Origin of the sequence: Pseudomonas sp. EA_5y_Pfl2_R50 (genome assembly GCF_963970475.1) — a bacterium.
Lineage (GTDB): Bacteria > Pseudomonadota > Gammaproteobacteria > Pseudomonadales > Pseudomonadaceae > Aquipseudomonas.
Genome location: NZ_CAXAPT010000003.1, coordinates 190,128 through 210,102, shown reverse-complemented (window position 1 = coordinate 210,102; position 19,975 = coordinate 190,128). Strand labels below are relative to the sequence as shown.

General features: G+C 58.5%; 23 protein-coding genes. 14 read left to right on the top strand and 9 right to left on the bottom strand.

The window, feature by feature from the left end; all coding sequences use genetic code 11:
• Positions 1-63 precede the first annotated feature (63 nt).
• The 7 genes from AACY19_RS06890 (at position 64) to AACY19_RS06860 (ending at position 4,726) form a co-directional block, all read left to right on the top strand.
• Positions 64-633, top strand: a complete 570-nt coding sequence (locus AACY19_RS06890; protein ID WP_339449232.1) for an electron transport complex protein RnfA — start codon at positions 64-66, stop codon at positions 631-633.
• A complete protein-coding gene (rsxB, locus tag AACY19_RS06885) occupies positions 630-1,655 on the top strand; it encodes an electron transport complex subunit RsxB (protein ID WP_339449230.1) in 1,026 nt (341 codons plus the stop codon). Before AACY19_RS06890 ends, rsxB begins: the two co-directional genes overlap by 4 nt.
• Positions 1,642-2,625: an RnfABCDGE type electron transport complex subunit D gene (locus AACY19_RS06880; RefSeq protein ID WP_339449228.1), complete on the top strand. Its 984-nt coding sequence runs from the start codon at positions 1,642-1,644 to the stop codon at positions 2,623-2,625. The genes rsxB and AACY19_RS06880 overlap by 14 nt, the downstream gene beginning before the upstream one ends.
• On the top strand, positions 2,622-3,227 hold the full coding sequence (locus AACY19_RS06875) for an RnfABCDGE type electron transport complex subunit G (RefSeq protein ID WP_339449225.1): 606 nt from the start codon (positions 2,622-2,624) through the stop codon (positions 3,225-3,227). The genes AACY19_RS06880 and AACY19_RS06875 overlap by 4 nt, the downstream gene beginning before the upstream one ends.
• Positions 3,224-3,805, top strand: coding sequence for an Rnf-Nqr domain containing protein (locus tag AACY19_RS06870; protein ID WP_339449223.1), 582 nt, complete (start codon positions 3,224-3,226; stop codon positions 3,803-3,805). The genes AACY19_RS06875 and AACY19_RS06870 overlap by 4 nt, the downstream gene beginning before the upstream one ends.
• A complete protein-coding gene (gene nth, locus AACY19_RS06865; RefSeq protein ID WP_339449221.1) occupies positions 3,802-4,440 on the top strand; it encodes an endonuclease III in 639 nt (212 codons plus the stop codon). Before AACY19_RS06870 ends, nth begins: the two co-directional genes overlap by 4 nt.
• Before the next feature lie 106 nt (positions 4,441-4,546).
• Complete coding sequence (locus AACY19_RS06860; RefSeq protein ID WP_339449219.1) at positions 4,547-4,726, top strand: PA3496 family putative envelope integrity protein; 180 nt, start codon at positions 4,547-4,549, stop codon at positions 4,724-4,726.
• Positions 4,727-4,814: 88 nt separating this feature from the next.
• Here AACY19_RS06860 and AACY19_RS06855 read toward each other — a convergent pair whose 3' ends face one another.
• Entirely contained in the window at positions 4,815-5,441 is a 627-nt protein-coding gene (locus AACY19_RS06855; protein ID WP_339449217.1) for a response regulator transcription factor, read from the bottom strand.
• 439 nt (positions 5,442-5,880) lie between these two features.
• Here AACY19_RS06855 and AACY19_RS06850 point away from each other — a divergent pair, with 439 nt between their 5' ends.
• Positions 5,881-6,549, top strand: coding sequence for a hypothetical protein (locus tag AACY19_RS06850; RefSeq protein WP_339449215.1), 669 nt, complete (start codon positions 5,881-5,883; stop codon positions 6,547-6,549).
• Positions 6,550-6,631: 82 nt separating this feature from the next.
• Here the strand turns inward: AACY19_RS06850 and AACY19_RS06845 are convergent, their stop codons facing one another.
• On the bottom strand, positions 6,632-7,849 hold the full coding sequence (locus AACY19_RS06845) for an argininosuccinate synthase (protein ID WP_007916658.1): 1,218 nt from the start codon (positions 7,847-7,849) through the stop codon (positions 6,632-6,634).
• 129 nt (positions 7,850-7,978) lie between these two features.
• Positions 7,979-8,887 (bottom strand): flagellar protein MotY, encoded by a 909-nt coding sequence (locus tag AACY19_RS06840; RefSeq protein ID WP_339449212.1) that lies wholly within the window; start codon positions 8,885-8,887, stop codon positions 7,979-7,981.
• A 160-nt stretch (positions 8,888-9,047) separates the two neighbouring features.
• On the opposite strand from AACY19_RS06840, the gene pyrC reads away from it, so the two are divergent.
• Positions 9,048-10,094: a dihydroorotase gene (gene pyrC, locus AACY19_RS06835; RefSeq protein WP_339449210.1), complete on the top strand. Its 1,047-nt coding sequence runs from the start codon at positions 9,048-9,050 to the stop codon at positions 10,092-10,094.
• The gene (gene rnt, locus AACY19_RS06830) at positions 10,091-10,768 is read left to right on the top strand and encodes a ribonuclease T (protein WP_007916667.1); all 678 of its coding nucleotides are present in this window, start codon (positions 10,091-10,093) and stop codon (positions 10,766-10,768) included. Before pyrC ends, rnt begins: the two co-directional genes overlap by 4 nt.
• A 77-nt stretch (positions 10,769-10,845) precedes the next feature.
• Here the strand turns inward: rnt and AACY19_RS06825 are convergent, their stop codons facing one another.
• Positions 10,846-11,448 (bottom strand): peroxiredoxin, encoded by a 603-nt coding sequence (locus AACY19_RS06825; RefSeq protein ID WP_003227723.1) that lies wholly within the window; start codon positions 11,446-11,448, stop codon positions 10,846-10,848.
• Between the two features lie 315 nt (positions 11,449-11,763).
• On the opposite strand from AACY19_RS06825, the gene AACY19_RS06820 reads away from it, so the two are divergent.
• Entirely contained in the window at positions 11,764-11,982 is a 219-nt protein-coding gene (locus AACY19_RS06820; protein ID WP_339449207.1) for a bacterioferritin-associated ferredoxin, read from the top strand.
• Positions 11,983-12,182: 200 nt separating this feature from the next.
• On the top strand, positions 12,183-12,656 hold the full coding sequence (bfr, locus tag AACY19_RS06815; RefSeq protein WP_339449205.1) for a bacterioferritin: 474 nt from the start codon (positions 12,183-12,185) through the stop codon (positions 12,654-12,656).
• A gap of 194 nt (positions 12,657-12,850) precedes the next feature.
• Here bfr and grxD read toward each other — a convergent pair whose 3' ends face one another.
• The 3 genes from grxD to AACY19_RS06800 all read right to left on the bottom strand — a co-directional run bounded on the left by grxD (position 12,851) and on the right by AACY19_RS06800 (position 15,819).
• Positions 12,851-13,192 (bottom strand): Grx4 family monothiol glutaredoxin, encoded by a 342-nt coding sequence (gene grxD, locus AACY19_RS06810; RefSeq protein WP_016773402.1) that lies wholly within the window; start codon positions 13,190-13,192, stop codon positions 12,851-12,853.
• A gap of 97 nt (positions 13,193-13,289) precedes the next feature.
• Positions 13,290-15,395: a molybdopterin oxidoreductase family protein gene (locus tag AACY19_RS06805; protein WP_339449203.1), complete on the bottom strand. Its 2,106-nt coding sequence runs from the start codon at positions 15,393-15,395 to the stop codon at positions 13,290-13,292.
• A 133-nt stretch (positions 15,396-15,528) separates the two neighbouring features.
• Positions 15,529-15,819, bottom strand: a complete 291-nt coding sequence (locus AACY19_RS06800) for a hypothetical protein (RefSeq protein ID WP_339449201.1) — start codon at positions 15,817-15,819, stop codon at positions 15,529-15,531.
• Between the two features lie 404 nt (positions 15,820-16,223).
• On the opposite strand from AACY19_RS06800, the gene argF reads away from it, so the two are divergent.
• Positions 16,224-17,144 carry an ornithine carbamoyltransferase gene (argF, locus tag AACY19_RS06795; protein WP_339449199.1) on the top strand — a complete coding sequence of 307 codons (921 nt, stop codon included), beginning with the start codon at positions 16,224-16,226 and terminating at the stop codon, positions 17,142-17,144.
• The gene (locus AACY19_RS06790; RefSeq protein ID WP_339449197.1) at positions 17,141-18,250 is read left to right on the top strand and encodes an ABC transporter ATP-binding protein; all 1,110 of its coding nucleotides are present in this window, start codon (positions 17,141-17,143) and stop codon (positions 18,248-18,250) included. The genes argF and AACY19_RS06790 overlap by 4 nt, the downstream gene beginning before the upstream one ends.
• Before the next feature lie 119 nt (positions 18,251-18,369).
• Here AACY19_RS06790 and AACY19_RS06785 read toward each other — a convergent pair whose 3' ends face one another.
• A complete protein-coding gene (locus AACY19_RS06785) occupies positions 18,370-19,152 on the bottom strand; it encodes a PhzF family phenazine biosynthesis protein (protein ID WP_339449195.1) in 783 nt (260 codons plus the stop codon).
• A gap of 97 nt (positions 19,153-19,249) precedes the next feature.
• The gene (ybaK, locus tag AACY19_RS06780) at positions 19,250-19,720 is read right to left on the bottom strand and encodes a Cys-tRNA(Pro) deacylase (protein WP_339449194.1); all 471 of its coding nucleotides are present in this window, start codon (positions 19,718-19,720) and stop codon (positions 19,250-19,252) included.
• Positions 19,721-19,975 lie beyond the last annotated feature (255 nt).

Below are 19,975 nucleotides of genomic sequence, written 5' to 3'. Positions count from 1 at the left end.
CACCGTGGCTGCCGGATAATGCCTAACCTTAAGAGACATCCGCCCCGTTTTGCCGGCAGAACCATGACCGAACTCCTGCTTACGCTTGTCAGTGCTGCGCTGCTCAACAACTTCGTGTTGCACTGGCCGCTGGGCGTCGATCCGCTGCTGGCCGGCAGTCGGCGTCAGGTGCATGCGCTGGGGTTGGCCACGTTGTGCCTGATGCTGATCGTCGGTGTGGGCGGCTACCTGATCTGGCACTGGCTGCTGGTGCCGCTGCACCTTGAAGTCCTGCGCCTGTTCGTATTCCTGCCGCTGAGCGTTCTACTGATCGCACCGTTGTTGAAGCAACTGGAGCGCAGGTTGCCGAGCCTGCCTTTCGACGGACTGTGGCCGCTGTTGCTCGGCAATGCCGGTGTACTGGGGCTGGCGCTGATCAACGCGCAAAACGATCGGGGGCTGCTGTTTGCCACGGCCCTGAGCCTCGGCGCCGGCCTCGGGTTCTGGCTGGTGCTGAGTCTGTTCTGTGATTTGCGCGAGCGAACGGCTGGCAACAATATCCCCCTGCCCTTTCGCGGCTTGCCGATTGATCTGATCGGCGCCGGACTGATTGCAGTGATTTTTCTCGGATTCAGTGGACTGATCAAAACATGAGTCTGATTCAACGCATCGATGCCCTGCTGCCGCAGACCCAATGCGGCAAGTGCGGCCATCCCGGATGCAAGCCCTATGCACAAGGCATCGTCGACGGCGAGCCGATCAACAAGTGCCCGCCCGGCGGTGACGAAACCATTGCGGCGCTGGCGGACCTGTTGAAAGTACCGGTACTGGAACTGGACGTCAGTCGCGGCTGCGCGCCGGCACAAGTGGCCTACATCCGCGAAGCCGAGTGCATTGGCTGCACCAAGTGCATTCAGGCCTGCCCCATCGATGCCATCGTCGGCGCGGCGAAGCTGATGCACACCGTGCTGATCGACGAATGTACCGGGTGCGACCTTTGCGTAGCGCCGTGCCCGGTGGACTGCATCGAAATGCATCCTTTGCCGCCAACCATAATGCCCGTGGTCGGCGGTCTGGCAGTCAGTCTTGAAGAGCAGCGCGCGCGCGCCGCGAAGCGCGCTCATGCGCGCCAGCGTTTTGAACGACGCAACGACCGCTTGCACCGGGAAGAACTGCAGAAACAGGCCGAGCGCGAAGCACGGGCCAAACGCGCAGCGCAACCGCAGATCAGCACCCTTGATCCGGTGCAGGCGGCACTGGAACGTGTGCGCGCACAGAAAGCCGTCAGCGCTGACGCGGCCGTGAAAAAAGCCAAGATCGATGTCGCGATGAGTCGTGCGCAATTGCACAAATCGCTGAAAGCCTTCGGCCACCCGCCGACGTTCGAGCAGCAATCGCAACTGATCGTTTTGCAGCAGCAGTTCGAAGCGGCCGAGCAAGCCTTGGCAGCGCTGCAAGTTACCGTTCAAGTGACGCCGGTTACCCCCGCCCCGGCGAAAGACGCCGATCTGAAACGGGCAAAAATCCAGTTGGCGATGCGCCGCGCCGAGCTGAAAAAGGCCCGGACCGCCGAGGCCGCGCCAGAACAAATCGCCCCGCTGGAGCAGGCATTGCGCGAGGCCGAACACGCCTTGCAAGACGCCGAGCGTCAGGTGCAAGACCATGTCAGCCCTTGAGGCGCCGGATGAGCGCCTGCAACAGGCGATGAAACGGGTGTTGCTCGCCACGCTGCCGGGGCTGTTGGCGTTGTTCTGGCTGTATGGCTGGGGAGTGTTGATCAACCTGATGCTGTGTGTCTGCACAGCGTTGCTGGTCGAGGCCGGCGTCAGCCGCCTGCGCCGACAACCGGTGCAGGCCAGCCTGAGCGATGGCAGCGCGCTGGTCAGCGCGACGCTCCTGGCCGCCGCCCTGCCGCCCTATTGTCCCGGGTGGCTTACGGTGACCGCCGTCGCAGCGGGCCTGCTGTTCGGCAAACACCTTTATGGCGGTGTCGGCAAAAATCCATTCAACCCGGCCATGTTGGGTTTTGCCCTGACCATGGTGATGTTCCCGCAGCCAATGACCCATTGGCCGGCCCATGGCATGAATCTGTCGGCAGCGCTGCAACAGGTGTTCAGCATGGGTCAGGCGCCGGATGCCTGGGTGCAGGCCACTGTTCTGGACAGCCTGCGCATCAACAACAGCCTGACCATGGATGAACTGTTCGCCAGCCATCCGGCATTCGGCCGATTCGGCGGACGCGCAGTGGAATGGGTGAATCTGGCGTTTCTCGCCGGCGGGCTGTTTCTGCTGCAGCGACGGGTGTTCACCTGGCACGCTCCGGTAGGCATGCTCGCCAGTCTGTTCGTCATCAGTCTGTTGTGCTGGAACGGTTCGGGCTCGAACTCCCATGGCTCGCCGCTGTTTCATCTGCTCAGTGGCGCGACCATGCTCGGGGCGTTTTTCATCATCACCGAGCCGGTCTCCGGGGCAAAAAATGCACTCGCCCAAGGGCTGTTTGGCGTAGGCGTCGGCCTGCTGACCTATGTGATCCGCACCTGGGGCGGTTACCCGGATGGCGTGGCGTTTGCGGTGTTGTTGATGAATCTCTGTGTACCCGCGCTGGAGCGTTTTGCCACCGCCCGCCAACTCCGGGTGACGTCATGACTCGCATGGCAAACGTCGTCGTTATTGTGGTGCTGACAAGCGTCGGCGTCGGCGTGACGTATTGGCTGCAACGCAGCAGTGCTGCGCAAATAGCCGCCGAACAACAAATGCTCGACAGCCGCCGATTGCTCGACGTGCTTCCTGCACAAGCCTATGACAATCAACCACTGGCACAGCCCCTTGCGCTGATTGATATCGACCTGAAGCACAGCAAGCTTCTGGCGGGTTATCGGGCCACCAAGGCCGGGCAGCCAGTGGCCGTGTTATTGCGCAGCCAGACCCAGGGTTATGCGGGTGCCATCGAACTGCTGTTGGCCATTGATGCCAACGGCACGCTTGTCGGCGTGAAAACCCTAAGGCAAATCGAAACGCCGGCGCTGGGCGGGCATGTCGGCGACTGGCCCAATCGCTGGCTGCAGGGATTTGCCGGCAAATCGACTGCCGAACCCGCTGATGCCGGCTGGGCATTGAAAAAGGATGGGGGACAATTTGATCAGATCGCCGGCGCCACCATCACCTCCCGCGCAACCATCAACGCCATTCACGATGCGCTGCGCTACTTCGATGAGCACCGGGCAGTCTTGTTGGGGAGCGGGACATGAAGCGCGTGGCGACGTTGTCGAACTCAATGATTCTGGTTTTGCTGCTGGGTACCACCGGCTCACTGGGCAGCGCGCTGGGGACGATGTTGATGTGCATCGCGGTGGTGATTGCCTACAGCGTGTGCATGCCCCCCCTGCGCTCGCACCTGTCGTCAGTGAGTGCAGGGCTGAGCAGTATCCTGCTCGCTGCGACTCTGACCAGTTGCGCCGATATTCTTGCCCAGCGCTGGTCGCTGCCGTGGCACCAGGCTTCAGGTTTTTATGCTGGACTGATCGCCTTGCAGTGTCTGGTGCTGGAACATAATGGCTTCTTTCAGCAACCACTGGCTGCACGCCTGAAACTCGGCGCGCTGTTCGCCGGGCTGATGCTGACACTCGCTGCACTGCGTGAGCTTGCCGGGCACGGGCGCCTCGGTGGCGATCTTTCCGCGCATTGGCAGGGTCTGGTTTTATTCAGTGAAGGGCTGCATTGGATCACTCTGGTTCCCGGCGCTCTGATTTTTCTCGGATTGTTGCTCGCCGCCCACCAGGCGTGGACTCGTCCGAACCCTATTTCCAAGGAAACGCATCGCCCATGAATGCCGCAAAACGTCTGGAGATCTTCCGCCGACTGCACGAAGACAACCCCGAGCCGAAGACCGAACTGGCCTATTCCTCGCCTTTCGAGCTGCTGATCGCAGTGATTTTGTCGGCACAGTCGACAGACGTTGGCGTCAACAAGGCCACCGCCAAGCTGTTCCCCATCGCCAATACACCGGCGGCGATTCATGCCCTGGGGGTCGAAGGCCTGTCCGAGTACATCAAGACAATCGGCCTGTATAACAGCAAGGCAAAAAACGTCATCGAGACCTGCCGCATGCTGGTCGAACTTCACGGGGGGGAAGTTCCACAGACCCGAGAGCAACTGGAGGCCTTACCCGGTGTCGGGCGCAAAACGGCCAACGTGGTACTCAATACCGCGTTTCGTCAGCTGACCATGGCCGTCGATACGCACATCTTCCGCGTCAGCAATCGCACCGGCATTGCACCGGGCAAGAATGTGGTTGAAGTGGAAAACAAGCTGATGAAGTTTGTGCCCAAGGATTACCTTCTCGACTCTCACCACTGGCTTATCCTGCATGGGCGCTATGTGTGCCTGGCACGTAAACCACGCTGCGGCAGTTGCCGGATCGAAGATTTGTGCGAGTACAAACACAAAACTTCCGACGATTGAGTGATTATTGGTTTTCTGCATCTATCGATTGAAAAAATCTTTTTTACCCGCCGCGGTAATGTCGATATAAGGAGCGCCAAAGGCAGTCTTAGCCGGGAGCAACCTTATGAGTACCGATAAAGAGCAATTGGACGTAGAAGACGATTTTATTGCCGCTGAGACCGATGACGCAGAACCCGTGGTCGAGGTGGCAAAAACCAACCTCAGCAAACGCCGGACCATCGACAACATGCTTGAGGAGCGCCGATTGCAACGACAATTGGCCGACTACGATTATGATCTTTGAGATTTAAAGCCTCCTGACCCGGAGGCTTTTTTCTTTGTGCTGGACGCTGGTTTTGATCGGCCCATGATCCCGTCAGCTGAAGCCTGATTCAGACAAGACCGTTTCGCTGTGCCAATTCGATCAAATCCACCAGCGAGCGTGCATTGAGTTTCAACAACAGTCGGGTCTTGTAGGTACTCACCGTCTTGTTGCTGAGAAACATGCCATCAGCAATTTCCTTGTTGGTCTTGCCCCGAGCGAGTTGCTGCAACACCATCATTTCACGCCCGGACAGACGATCAACCATGTCCGCCTCACTGGCATTGCCCAGGCTGGTACGCACGGTATGCAATGCCTGGTTGGGGAAATAACTGTAGCCGGACAGCACCGCCTTGATGGCACTGAGCAGTTCGGTCAGGTCCTGTTGTTTGCAAACATAGCCGGCAGCGCCTGATTGCATGCAACGCATTGAAAAGTGTCCAGGTGCCTGGGACGTCAGCACCAGGACTTTCATCGGCATGGAAGTCGAAGCGAGCCGCGCAATAACTTCCAGTCCATCGAGTTTCGGTATTCCAATATCCAGAATGACTATATCCGGCATTTGTTCGCGCGCAAGTTGCAGGGCATCCACGCCGTTATCCGTCTCTGCTATAACTTCGTAGCCATGTCTTTCCATCAGCATACGCACTGCGAGACGAATGACGGGGTGATCATCCACGATCAGCACTTTATTCATGGGCAAGTCCAGTTTCGCTGTTCGAATTTTTAGAGCACGCACAATAGCCTAGTCACTTGCGACATTGCACAACAGAGTTCTATTGCACTTGCAGCGAAAGACATCCCCTACACCAAACAAAGATTTTTCCTACAAAAAATCCAACCCCCACACTTTAGAGAACGTGCCCGCAGGCATTTTCGCCATTGCCAGCGAGCGAATTTTGCCGCACAGACGCCAGATCCGGGCGTTCCAAGAGTACCGTTCTGCACTAAAAGAGTTGAATAGCTGATTGCATTACATGACTGATAGTTCGGATATCGACACTAACAATCGACTAAAACCAAAACCTGAAACAAGATACGTCTATCAAAACTCATACTTTTAATATAAAAACAGACACTCGCTCCACATCCGTAAAACCTTAACCACGGACAATCAGACTCAATGAGCAAACTGCATGATGAAAATCAAAAAGAAAATAGCCAACCCAATGACAGTAATCGCAATATTTGCGTTTATATCCGAATCATCTGCCGCTATCTCTCTGCCTTTCCTTGAAGAAGGTGAGCGTGAAATTTATGTCTGGTTCCTGATAAGTTTTCCATTTTATTTGCTCTTGCTATTTTTTATTACATTAAACTTTAACTATCGTTCTCTGTATGCGCCTTCAGACTTCGACAAAGACGAAAGTTTTCTGAAAGTAATTGCCAACACCCCGGATTTCAAAAACACTTCGGCACCTGAGTCAGCGGAGAAGGCGAAGATCGCGGGGCTAGACTTCAGACCTGTTCCTCGTGACTGCGAAACACATGCAGAACACACTGAACGGTTGTGTCCATGTGCCGAACACCACATTCAGCTTCCCAAGGAGCTGGGAACCCTGCGAGTCATCGATGTGCGCCGAATGCATGCGCGCAAGGATTTTGAAGCGCTCGTCGAAAACCTTACCCGCGGCGACAAGCAATCCGCCAGGGCAATTCTGTTTCTGAGCAACGCCAAGTCATCGGCCTTTCTCATGCAAATCGTGCCGGCGCTTTGCAAACAGGCGAGGAAGCGTGGTCGGGCAACGCACTACATTGCCTATAACCCGTGCACGCGGACCTCAATGATTCTTAAGAGAGAATGAGACAACGACAGTGGGTTCCGACAAAAAAAATGGCGGCTATGTCATACGACAAGCCGCCATTTTTATTGCGCGTTCAAAGGACTCAGAACAGCTTGCGACCTTTGTTGGCCGCAATGCGCATGCGCAGCGCGTTGAGCTTGATGAAGCCCGCCGCGTCGGCCTGGTTGTAAGCACCGCCGTCTTCTTCGAAGGTCGCGATGTTGGAATCGAACAGCGAATCGTCGGACTTGCGGCCAGTGACGATCACGTTGCCTTTGTACAGTTTCAGGCGCACAACGCCGTTCACGTTGACCTGGGATGCGTCGATCATCTGTTGCAGCATCAGACGCTCAGGGCTCCACCAGTAGCCGGTGTAAATGAGGCTGGCGTACTTCGGCATCAGCTCGTCTTTGAGGTGAGCGACTTCGCGGTCCAGGGTGATCGACTCGATGGCGCGGTGAGCGCGCAGCATGATGGTGCCACCCGGGGTTTCGTAGCAGCCACGGGACTTCATGCCGACGTAACGGTTTTCGACGATGTCGAGACGGCCGATACCGTGAGCGCCACCGATCTTGTTCAGCGTCGCCAGCACGGTAGCCGGGGTCATTTCGACGCCGTCCAGAGCAACGATGTCGCCGTTACGGTAGGTCAGTTCCAGGTATTGCGCTTTGTCAGGAGCGTTCTCCGGGGAGACGGTCCATTTCCACATGTCTTCTTCGTGCTCGGTCCAGGTGTCTTCCAGCACGCCGCCTTCATAGGAGATGTGCAGCAGGTTGGCGTCCATCGAGTACGGGGACTTCTTCTTGCCGTGACGCTCGATCGGGATCGCATGCTTCTCGGCGTAGTCCATCAGCTTCTCGCGGGACAACAGGTCCCACTCACGCCAAGGCGCGATCACTTTTACGCCAGGCTTGAGTGCGTAGGCACCCAGTTCGAAACGCACCTGATCGTTGCCTTTGCCGGTCGCGCCGTGAGAAATGGCATCAGCGCCGGTTTCGTTGGCGATTTCGATCAGACGCTTGGCGATCAGCGGACGCGCGATAGAAGTACCCAGCAGGTACTCACCTTCGTAAACGGTGTTGGCGCGGAACATCGGGAACACGAAATCACGCACGAACTCTTCGCGCAGATCGTCGATGTAGATTTCTTTGACGCCCATGGCCTGAGCCTTGGCGCGGGCCGGCTCGACCTCTTCGCCTTGACCGAGATCAGCGGTGAAGGTCACCACTTCACAGTTATAAGTATCCTGCAGCCACTTGAGGATCACCGAAGTGTCCAGGCCGCCGGAATACGCCAGAACGACCTTGTTTACGTCCGCCATGCCATCACTCCACGGGGTTCTACGGAAAGCCGAGGAGTCTACCGCTCAAACGCGATAATTTACAGAGGCGCGACAGCTTAAGACGACAAAGCGACAGAATCTGTCGAGAGCGCGACGATGACCGGCGGGTCAGGAAGTCGCCGCAGTATTGGCTGGAGTGCTCGCTTGCGGCGCCGGAGCCGCTGTCGGCGCGACGCGCGCCAGTTTGACATTGACCCGACGGTTCTTCGCGCGATTGGCCGCACTGGTGTTCGGCACAATGGGATATTGCTCGCCATGGAAACGCACGGTGATCTGCGATTCCTGAATGCCGTTGGCCTTGAAGAAGTCAACCACTGCCAGCGCCCGGCGCCGCGACAATTCACGGTTGGTCAGGCGATTGCCGCTGTTGTCGGAGTGACCATCGAGTTCGATGTGATTGACCGTCGGATCGGCCTTCATGAATTCGAGCATCACTTGCAGCTTGGCCTTGGCGGCGGCGTCAAGATCAACACCTTCGCCGGGGAAACCGATTTGCGATTGCTTGATCTGGTCGAAATTCTGCGGCAGCAATTTCGCCACGCAAGTTTGATAGTCGTTGAACGCCTTGCTGAACTTGACCGGCAGCAGACGCACTTCCGACACCCGGCCATCGCCAGACGCACGTCGCACCACCGGGCTGCGACCGTCGAGCAGACCGCTGATCAAGCCACCGGCCTGAGATTGCGAGCTGTTGAACAGTACATTGCCGCTGCCGAGCCTGACCGACCCCAGATTGATGTCGCCGCGCCCCGGCTGCCATGGCGCCGCCGCTGCCAGCAAGGTTGCCGAGCCGCCGCCAAGCATGGCGTTGTAGGCATTCAGGCGGAAGATCGCCTGCTCGCCCGCCTTGCGCACGAACTCGCCGGAACCAAAATCGGTGATCGGTTGCGTCAGGCGGCATTCGAACTTGTCGCCGGCGACCGTCCACTCAATGTTCTCCAGACGGGTCTGGTACGTGAGCGCCATCGCGGGAAGGCTGGCAAACACACTGAGCAAGGCTAAATAACGCTGGCGCACGGGAGGCTCCATTGGCTTCTGAAACACAAAGACCGATTCACACTATGTTTACGGCATACCTACGGGATATCGGAAGCTTCCCGCAAAACTTGATAGCGAGTGCCTGCAAGAGTCTTTTCCGGTAGCATTCGCCTCAGTTTGACCCGCCTGGAATCCCCTCATGTCCGACCGCCTGACCCTGCTGCGTCCCGACGACTGGCACATTCATCTTCGCGATGGTGCCGTGTTGACCAATACCGTTGCCGATGTTGCGCGCACCTTTGGCCGCGCCATCATCATGCCCAACCTGGTCCCGCCGGTGCGCAACGCCGCCGAGGCCGACGGCTATCGCCAGCGGATTCTCGCTGCCCGCCCGGCCGGCAGTCGCTTCGAACCGTTGATGGTGCTGTACCTCACCGACCGTACCCAGCCCGAAGAAATTCGTGAAGCCAAGGCCAGCGGTTTCGTGTACGCCGCCAAGCTGTACCCGGCCGGCGCGACCACCAACTCCGATTCCGGCGTGACCAGCATCGACAAGATTTTCCCGGCGCTGGAGGCCATGGCCGAAGTCGGCATGCCGTTGTTGATCCACGGCGAAGTCACCCGTGGCGACGTGGACGTGTTCGACCGCGAAAAGATTTTCATCGATGAGCACATGCGCCGTGTCGTCGAGCGCTTCCCGACGCTCAAAGTGGTGTTCGAACACATCACCACCGGCGATGCCGTGCAGTTCGTCAACGAGGCGTCGGCCAACGTTGGCGCGACCATCACCGCGCATCACCTGCTGTACAACCGCAACCACATGCTGGTGGGCGGGATTCGGCCGCATTTCTATTGCCTGCCAATCCTCAAGCGCAACACGCATCAGGAAGCCCTGCTCGATGCCGCCACCAGTGGCAGCGCGAAGTTCTTCCTCGGCACCGACTCGGCGCCGCACGCCCAGCATGCCAAGGAAGCCGCTTGCGGCTGCGCCGGCTGCTACACCGCCTACGCCGCCATCGAGATGTACGCCGAGGCGTTCGAACAGCGCAATGCGCTGGACAAGCTTGAAGCCTTCGCCAGCCTCAACGGCCCGCGTTTCTACGGCCTGCCGGCGAACACCGATCGCATTACCCTGGTTCGTGAAGAATGGACTGCCCCGACCAGCCTGCCGTTTGGCGAGCTGACCGTTATCCCGCTGCGCGCCGGTGAAAAACTGCGCTGGCGCCTGCTGGAGGAACACGCGTGAGTGAAGACCATTTCGACGACGAACTGGACGGACAAAGTGGCGGCGGCGGTTCTCGTCACCCGATGGCAGCACGCTTTCGCGGCTACCTGCCGGTTGTCGTCGACGTAGAAACCGGCGGCTTCAACTCGGCCACCGATGCATTGCTGGAAATTGCTGCGACCACCATCGCCATGGATGAAAAGGGTTTTGTTTACCCGGATCACACCTACTTCTTCCGTGTTGAGCCGTTCGAAGGCGCCAACATCGAAGCAGCGGCGCTGGAGTTCACCGGCATCAAGCTCGATCATCCGCTGCGCATGGCCGTCAGCGAAGAAACGGCGCTGACCGACATCTTCCGTGGCATACGCAAGGCGCTGAAGGCCAATGGCTGCAAGCGTGCGATCCTGGTCGGCCACAACAGCAGCTTCGATCTTGGCTTCCTCAATGCCGCAGTTGCGCGACTGGACATGAAGCGCAACCCGTTTCACCCGTTCTCCAGTTTCGACACCGCGACGCTGGCTGGCCTGGCGTATGGTCAGACCGTGCTGGCCAAGGCCTGTCAGGCAGCCGACATCGATTTCGACGGGCGTGAGGCGCACTCGGCGCGTTACGACACCGAAAAAACCGCTGAGCTGTTCTGTGGCATCGTCAATCGCTGGAAGCAGATGGGCGGCTGGGAAGACTTCGACGACTGAGTGATCGTCGTCGGCAAATCCCGCGCATAAAAAAACCGGCTCAATGAGCCGGTTTTTTTGTACCTCGACGTTGCGCCTTACAGAGCAGCAGCGTTCTCGGTCAGGTAAGCCGCCACGCCTTCTGGCGAAGCGTTCATGCCTTTGTCGCCTTTTTTCCAGTTGGCAGGGCAGACTTCGCCGTGCTCTTCGTGGAATTGCAGAGCGTCAACCAGACGGATCAGCTCTTCCATGTTACGGCCCAGTGGCAGGTCGTTGATGATCTGCGAGCGAACAACGCCTTTGTCGTCGATCAGGAAGGCGCCACGGAAAGCCACGCCGCCTTCGGATTCAACGTCGTAAGCCTTGGCGATGTCGTGCTTCATGTCGGCAGCCATGGTGTATTTCACCTGACCGATGCCGCCATTGTTCACTGGAGTGTTGCGCCATGCGTTGTGAGTGAAGTGCGAGTCGATCGACACAGCGATCACTTCAACGTTGCGTGCCTTGAAGTCAGCCATGCGGTTGTCCAGAGCAATCAGCTCGGACGGGCAGACGAAGGTGAAGTCCAGTGGGTAGAAGAACACCAGGCCGTATTTGCCTTTGATGGCCGAGGACAGGGTGAAGCTGTCAACGATCTCGCCATTGCCGAGTACGGCCGGGACGGTGAAGTCAGGGGCTTGTTTGCCTACGAGTACGCTCATTGATATCTCCTGGTGTAAAAACTTGAAGTTCAGGGTTCGCGCCAGCCTGCCACCCTCAGGCGACAGCCCTGTGACACGAACCCCCTTCGCAAGGGCCGACCATCATACACTGCGTTTTTCGCCTGTCCTTAACGGTTTTTTCAAGGACACCAGGCAACCCCGTGCATTTACAGGGCCAGGCAAATCGCCAGTAACCACCGTTCGTCAGTCCCCCCTGTCAACCTGCTGAAAGTTGCCCGAAAGCACTTTGACAATCATTCTCGTTAACATTAAGATCCATCGCAATTGAGTCACAACCAGCGACGGTTCTTACTTATGTATGTTTGCCTCTGCACTGGCGTCACCGACGGACAGATCCGCGAAGCGATCTATGAAGGTTGCTGCAGCTATAAAGAAGTTCGTCAGGCCACTGGCGTAGCCAGCCAATGCGGCAAATGTGCTTGCCTGGCCAAGGAAGTGGTTCGCGAAACCCTGACCAAGCTGCAAAACGTGCAGGCCGCGATCCCCTACCCTGTGGAATTTACTGCCGCTTAATTAGCCCCATTTCAAAAAACCGGACTTATGTCCGGTTTTTTTATGCCTGCAAATCAACTGCTTACGCTCTAGACGCGGAACACAAACATTCTTATTCCGATTAATTTTCATATATTATTCAATAACTTAGGTTTGACACTTATAAGTACGAAGCTCAAACTCCGCCTTATATACAGCTAATACAGGGCAGGACTCCCATCATGAAAGGCGACATTACAGTCATCCAGCATCTCAACAAGATCCTTGCCAATGAGCTGGTCGCGATCAATCAGTACTTCCTGCATGCACGCATGTATGAAGATTGGGGCCTGAACAAGCTGGGCAAGCACGAGTACCACGAGTCCATCGACGAGATGAAACACGCGGACAAGCTGATCAAGCGCATCCTCTTCCTCGAAGGCCTGCCGAACGTGCAGGACCTGGGCAAGCTGCACATCGGCGAACACACCCAGGAAATGCTGGAGTGCGACCTGCGCATCGAGAAGACCGGCCACGCCGATCTGAAAGCCGCTATCGCTCACTGCGAAACCGTTGGCGACTTCGGCAGCCGTGAACTGCTCGAAGACATTCTCGAATCCGAAGAAGAGCACATCGACTGGCTGGAAACCCAGCTGGGCCTGATCGACAAAATCGGTCTTGAGAACTACCTGCAATCGCAGATGGGCGAAGAGTAAGTTAGCGCCCGCTAAATTCGAGACACTAAAAAGCCCCGCCCTCTTTCGAGGCGCGGGGCTTTTTATTGCCCGGATTGTGGTCACTACCGCAATCCCTGTGGGAGCCAGCCTGCTGGCGATAGCGTCATGTCAGCCGACAACGTCGTCAGCGGCAGAAAGCATTCGCGAGCAGGCTCGCTCCCACAAAAGCCTTATCAGGCTTCGGACTTGTTCGCCGCCGCTGCTTCAACAGCCGCCTTGATGGTGCTTTGCAGCGAACCGTCTGCAGCCATCTCGGTCATGATGTCGCTACCGCCGACCAGCTCACCGCCAACCCACAGTTGCGGGAAAGTCGGCCAGTTGGCGTACTTGGGCAGGTTGGCGCGGATTTCCGGGTTCTGCAGGATGTCCACATACGCAAACTTTTCGCCACATGCCATCACAGCCTGTGCAGCCTTCGCGGAGAAGCCGCACTGCGGGGCATTCGGCGAGCCTTTCATGTAAAGCAGAATGGTGTTGTTGGCAATCTGCTCTTTAATCGTTTCGATGATATCCATGGAGCACCTCGGCTGAACTTTCCGACTCACAGGTCGGCACGGTGGCGCATTGTAACGGAATCCCGAGCGCCATGCTCGGTCTCCCCGACAGACATGCTCAGGCCGCGGCCACGGTCACTGGCACGCCATTCAACGCGGCATTCCCGGACAACTCGTCGAGCTGGCACTCATCGGTCAGGTCATTGGCACTCGACCCCGGCTGACCGCTGGCAATCGCCATCTGCACGCCTGGCCGCGCGTGTCCCCAGCCGTGCGGCAGACTGACCACGCCTTTCATCATGTCCAGACTGCCGACCACCTCGACTTCAATCTGCCCGACCCGCGAACTGACACGCACCCTCTGACCATCGTTGAGTCCACGACTGGCGAGATCATCCGGATGCATCAGCAATTGATGACGCGGTTTGCCCTTCACCAAGCGATGGTAGTTGTGCATCCACGAATTATTGCTGCGTACATGGCGGCGGCCAATCATCAGCAGCTCATCGGCCGCCGGGGCTTGCAGGGTGGCGAAGCGTGCGAGGTCAGCGAGAATTTCGGGCGGAGCGGCCTGCACTCGCTGATTCGGCGTTTTCAGACGCGCAGCCAGATTGGCTTTCAACGCGCCCAGATCCATCCCGTGGGGATGATCGAACAACGTCGCCAGCGACAGCTTCTGCTCGGACGAGTCACCATACAGGCCCATGCGCAGGCCCATGTCGATCATCTTCGCCGGCGGCAAGGTCGGCTTCAGGTCCTTGCCGGTTTTCCCGGCGAAGGCTTTGGCCAGGCCCACGAAGATTTCCCAGTCATGCAACGCGCCCTCGGGTTTGGCGAGGATCGCGCGATTGAACCGGGTGACGTTGCGTACCGCAAAGAGGTTGAACGTGGTGTCGTAGTGATCGTTCTCCAGCGCCGAGGTCGACGGCAGAATCAGATCGGCGTAGCGCGTGGTTTCGTTGATGTACAGGTCGATGCTGACCATGAACTCCAGGCCGTCCAGCGCCTGTTCCAACTGCCTGCCGTTGGGCGTCGACAACACCGGATTGCCAGCAACGGTAATCAGCGCCCGGATCTGGCCCTCGCCTTCGGTGAGCATCTCTTCAGCCAGCGCCGACACCGGCAGTTCGCCGCCGTATTCGGGGCGGCCGGAAACCCGGCTCTGCCACTTGTTGAAATGCCCGCCCGAGGTCGATGCCACCAGATCCACAGCCGGCTCGGTACACAGCGCACCGCCCACCCGGTCAAGGTTGCCGGTGACCAGATTGATCAATTGCACCACCCAATGACACAGCGTGCCGAAGGCCTGCGTCGAAACGCCCATGCGCCCGTAACAGACCGCACTCGGTGCACCAGCGAAATCACGGGCCAACTGGCGGATCTGCTCGGCAGGCACCGCACACAAGGGACTCATGGCTTCTGCAGTGAAGTTCGCGACGGCGGCGCGCACTTCGTCCAGGCCATCGACGGGCAAATGACTGTCGCGCGTCAGCCCTTCGCTGAACAGCGTGTTGAGCACCCCGAACAACAACGCCGCATCGCCACCCGGGCGCACGAACACATGCTGATCGGCGATTGCCGCCGTCTCACTGCGCCGTGGGTCAACCACCACCACTTTGCCGCCGCGCGCCTGGATCGCTTTCAAACGTTTCTCGACATCCGGTACGGTCATGATGCTGCCGTTGGAAGCCAGTGGATTGCCGCCGAGGATCAACATGAAATCGGTGTGATCAATATCCGGAATCGGCAGCAGCAGGCCGTGGCCGTACATCAGGTAGCTGCTCAGGTGATGGGGCAGTTGATCGACCGATGTCGCCGAATAGCGATTGCGGGTCTTCAGCAGGCCGAGGAAGTAATTGCTGTGGGTCATCAACCCGTAGTTGTGCACGCTCGGGTTGCCTTGATACACGGCCACCGCATTCTGCCCATGCCGCTCCTGAATCGCCGCCAGACGCTCGGCCACCAGGGCAAACGCCTCGTCCCACTCGATCGGCAGCCATTCACTGCCGACCCGGCGCACCGGCTGACGCAGACGATCCGGATCATTCTGGATGTCCTGCAACGCCACAGCCTTGGGGCAGATATGCCCACGACTGAAGGTGTCGAGGGCGTCACCTTTGATCGAGGTGATGGCAACATCCCCATCGGTTTCGGTGGTCTCGATGGTCAGGCCGCAAATAGCCTCACACAGGTGGCAGGCACGGTGATGGAGAGTCTTGGTCATGGCCAGTCTCTGTCTTGTTCTGGGCGGGCAACAACGCTCGCGGGAACAAAACTATGGCCCCGGCGCAAGCCACGCGCCAGCGACGTTCGTCTTGTGAATCGGCGGTTATCAGGCGAGCCGATAGCCGCCATGTTCAGTTGGACGGCAACTGTGGCGGCGCCTGCAACTGGATTTCCTGAATGGTTTCGATCTGCTCGTGCGCCACGTGGACGCCAGTGAGTTCGCCGATAAGGCGCCAGTGCTCATCGAGCCCGGCGCTGATGGTTGCCATGCGGTCGATCATATGACGACCGGCGGACTTGACCACTTCGTCTTCGCTGCGCAGCAGTTCGAAGGACATCGACGTGACCGAGGCGGTCAGATGCGTGAGGGAGCGAGCCGTGTGGCCCAGCAATTCCATTAATATTTTTTCTTTCGATTCCATGCGGAGGCTTCCTGCGTCGCTCGAAAGCTATTTATAACCCAGCACTTTGCTTTAGCAAATGTTTCAACCCGACCATCCGACCAAGCGAATCCGCAGCCGCGCAGCCCACAACCGACCGCAATGATGCGATCCCCGCCACGCCTGATTGCCAAGCCCCGCAAGGCCAGTGTAAAAAGAGGCTTACTGCTGTCCTGAACCCGGCTTCAAATGCGCGACCGCTACTGGAGGTCCGCCCTCCGAATTCCGCAAAAACCGTAGCCTATTGGAAAAACGCGACATTTAGTGTCAATATCGCGCCTTCCCCTATTTCGTCGCCCCCGTGCGGCTTACGCCGCAGGTCTCGCCCGTTGTTCCGTTAAACAAGGCTTTGAGCATCTGCGGTTTGTAGCAAAAGGTAGTCAATGATGAGCGCAAGGCACTTTCTCTCCCTGATGGATTGCACGCCCGAAGAGCTGGTCAGCGTGATCCGTCGAGGCGTTGAGCTCAAGGACCTGCGTAACCGCGGCGTACTGTTCGAGCCTCTGAAAAACCGCGTGCTGGGGATGATCTTCGAGAAATCCTCGACCCGCACCCGGATCTCCTTCGAGGCCGGCATGATCCAGCTCGGCGGGCAGGCGATCTTTCTCTCGCCGCGCGACACCCAACTGGGCCGTGGCGAACCTATTGGCGACTGCGCCATTGTCATGTCGAGCATGCTTGATGCGGTGATGATCCGTACCTTTGCCCACAGCACCTTGACCGAATTCGCCGCCAACTCGCGCGTGCCGGTGATCAACGGCCTGTCCGACGACCTGCATCCGTGCCAGTTGCTCGCCGACATGCAAACCTTCCTTGAGCACCGTGGCTCGATCCAGGGCAAGACCGTGGCCTGGATCGGCGACGGCAACAACATGTGCAACAGCTATATAGAAGCGGCGATCCAGTTCGACTTCCAGTTGCGCATCGCCTGCCCGGAAGGCTACGAGCCCAACCCTGAATTCGTCGCCAAGGCCGGTGATCGCGTGACCATCGTCCGCGATCCGCAGGACGCCGCACGCGGCGCGCATCTGGTGAGCACCGACGTCTGGACTTCGATGGGTCAGGAAGAGGAAACTGCCAAGCGCCTCAAGCTGTTCGCGCCGTTTCAGGTCAACCGTGCCCTGCTCGACCTCGCTGCCGAGGACGTGCTGTTCATGCATTGCCTGCCGGCGCACCGTGGCGAAGAAATCAGCCTCGACCTGCTTGATGACCCGCGCTCCGTCGCTTGGGATCAGGCAGAAAACCGTCTCCACGCACAGAAGGCCCTGCTCGAGTTCCTCGTCGAACCGGCATATCACCACGCATGAGCCATGAAATACTGCTGAAACTGCGCAACCTCGCTTGCGGCTATCAAGACCAACGCGTGGTGCAGAACCTCAATCTGCACCTCAATGCCGGTGACATCGGCTGTCTGCTCGGCTCGTCCGGTTGCGGCAAGACCACCACCCTGCGCGCCATCGCCGGGTTCGAACCGGTGCACGACGGTGAAATCACCCTCGGCGGCGAAACCATCTCCCGCGCCGGGTTCACCCTGGCACCGGAGAAACGCCGGATTGGCATGGTGTTTCAGGACTACGCGCTGTTCCCGCACCTGAGCGTTGCCGACAACATCGCGTTCGGTATTCGCAAACACCCGAACAAGGCACGCATCACCGAAGAACTGCTGGAACTGGTCAACCTGAAGCACCTCGGCAAACGCTTTGCGCACGAATTGTCCGGTGGTCAACAACAGCGCGTCGCCCTCGCCCGCGCCCTGGCGCCAGAACCTCAATTGCTGCTGCTCGACGAGCCGTTCTCCAACCTCGATGGCGAGTTGCGCCGCAAACTGAGCCACGAGGTGCGCGACATCCTCAAGGCCCGTGGCACCAGTGCGATTCTGGTGACCCACGATCAGGAAGAAGCCTTTGCCGTCAGCGATCATGTTGGCGTATTCAAGGAAGGTCGACTGGAGCAGTGGGACACGCCGTACAACCTGTACCACGAACCGGCAACGCCGTTTGTGGCCAGTTTCATCGGGCAGGGTTACTTCATTCGCGGCCAGCTCGGCAGCCCGGAATCGGTGCAGACCGAACTGGGTGAGCTGCGTGGCAACCGGGCCTACACCTGGCCGGTTGGCGGTGCAGTGGATGTGTTGCTGCGCCCGGATGACATCGTTTATGCGCCAGACAGCGGCTTGATAGCACGGATCGTCGGCAAGACCTTCCTTGGCGCGTCGACGCTGTATCGCCTGCAATTGCCGACAGGCGCGCAACTGGAATCGATATTCCCGAGCCACGCTGATCATGCAATCGGCGCGGATGTAGGGATTCGTGTTGCCGCTGAACACCTGGTACTGTTTCAGGCCTCCGGCAGCACTGCGGCACAAGTCCCGGCGATGGAAAACAGCGTCCGCCGCTACAGCACCGCACACTGATCCGTCCCGGATCAAAACTGTGGGAGCGGGCTTGCTCGCGAATCCGGCATATCAGTCGCAATCATCGTTGACTGACATACCGCATTCGCGAGCAAGCCCGCTCCCACATTGGTTTTGAGTCATCCGAGGATCAGGGTGCCCCTGGCAACGAGCGTCGCATTGCCACCGATCTTCACCCTCTCCCCTTCCAGCCGACAGAACAACTCCCCGCCCCGCGCCGAGCGCTGGCACGCGGTCAGGCTCGACTTGCCCAATCGATTCGACCAGTAGGGAATCAGACTGCAATGGGTCGAACCGGTCACCGGGTCTTCATTGATGCCGATGGCCGGGGCGAAATAGCGCGAGACAAAATCATGCTGATTGCCCCGCGCGGTGACGATCGCGCCCAGCCACGGCAACTTCGCCAGCGCCGCCATGTCCGGCTTGCAGTCGAGTACCGCCTGCTCCGACTCCAGCACCACAAACAACTCATTGGAGCCCAGCACATCCACCGCTTCGACACCCAGCGCGCGCTCGACATCCAGCGTCACGCCAATCTCCGAAGGCACAATCGAAGGGAAATCCAGCCACAACCGGTCACCCTCGCGACTGACGCTCAATGGCCCGGATTTGCAGGTGAAGTCGATACGCTCGGCGGCTTCCTTATAGATCTCGAACAGCACATAGGCACTGGCCAGCGTCGCATGGCCGCATAGCGGCACTTCGGTGGTCGGTGTAAACCAGCGGATATGCCAGGCCGAGCCTTCGCGCACCAGAAATGCGGTTTCCGCCAGATTGTGTTCGCCGGCGATCTTCTGCATCAACTCATCCGCCAACCAGGCGTCGAGTCGATAAACCATCGCCGGATTACCACTGAAAGGCCGATCACTGAATGCGTCGACCTGATGAAACTCGAGTTGCATAACCTTCTCCATGAGCCCGCGAGCAAAGCATGCAGTGGCGGCTGGATCAGCGCCAGTGACAGAACCGGGCAATTTTTTTCATACAGCGCGAGTGCTGTTACGCGCGGCCAATGTCGGCGAATGTTGCCTGGGTGTGCTCCGCCAGCAACGCCGGCGCCAGCTCCACCTCCAGGCCTCGCCGGCCGGCGCTGACGTAAACAGTCGTAAATCCTTGAGCGGAGTGATCGATGAAGGTCCGCAGGCGTTTCTTCTGTCCCAAAGGGCTGATTCCGCCCAACAGATAGCCCGTGGAGCGCTGGGCTGCCGCCGGATCGGCCATCTCGGCTTTTTTGACCCCGGCGGCATGCGCCAGCCCCTTGAGGTCGAGTGTTCCGACGACCGGCACCACCGCTACCAGCAATTCGCCTTTTTCACTGGCCGCCAGCAACGTCTTGAACACCCTTGCCGGTTCGAGACCCAGTTTCTCCGCTGCCTCCAGCCCATAGGACGCAGCTTTTGGATCATGTTCGTAACTGTGCACGCGATGTTCGGCACGAACTTTTTTCAACAGGTCCAACGCAGGGGTCATGACAGCTCCAGGCTCGGCAGTGACAGAAAAATCCTGCGCCGGATTCTAGGCGATTACACCCTAAAAGGCTCTATCACAAGCCACGTTTCCCGTGGCTTGCAGCCTTTCCGGCAGGCCAACGGCAGGTTGCGCGAAGGGATCATTCATGCTGCTGATAGTTATATTGTGACCGACAGTTCACTTTCGACCTTTGACAGGTTTGTTTCTTGTCTATATTTTTTCGAATCTGAATAATGTAAGAATTATCCTTACAGC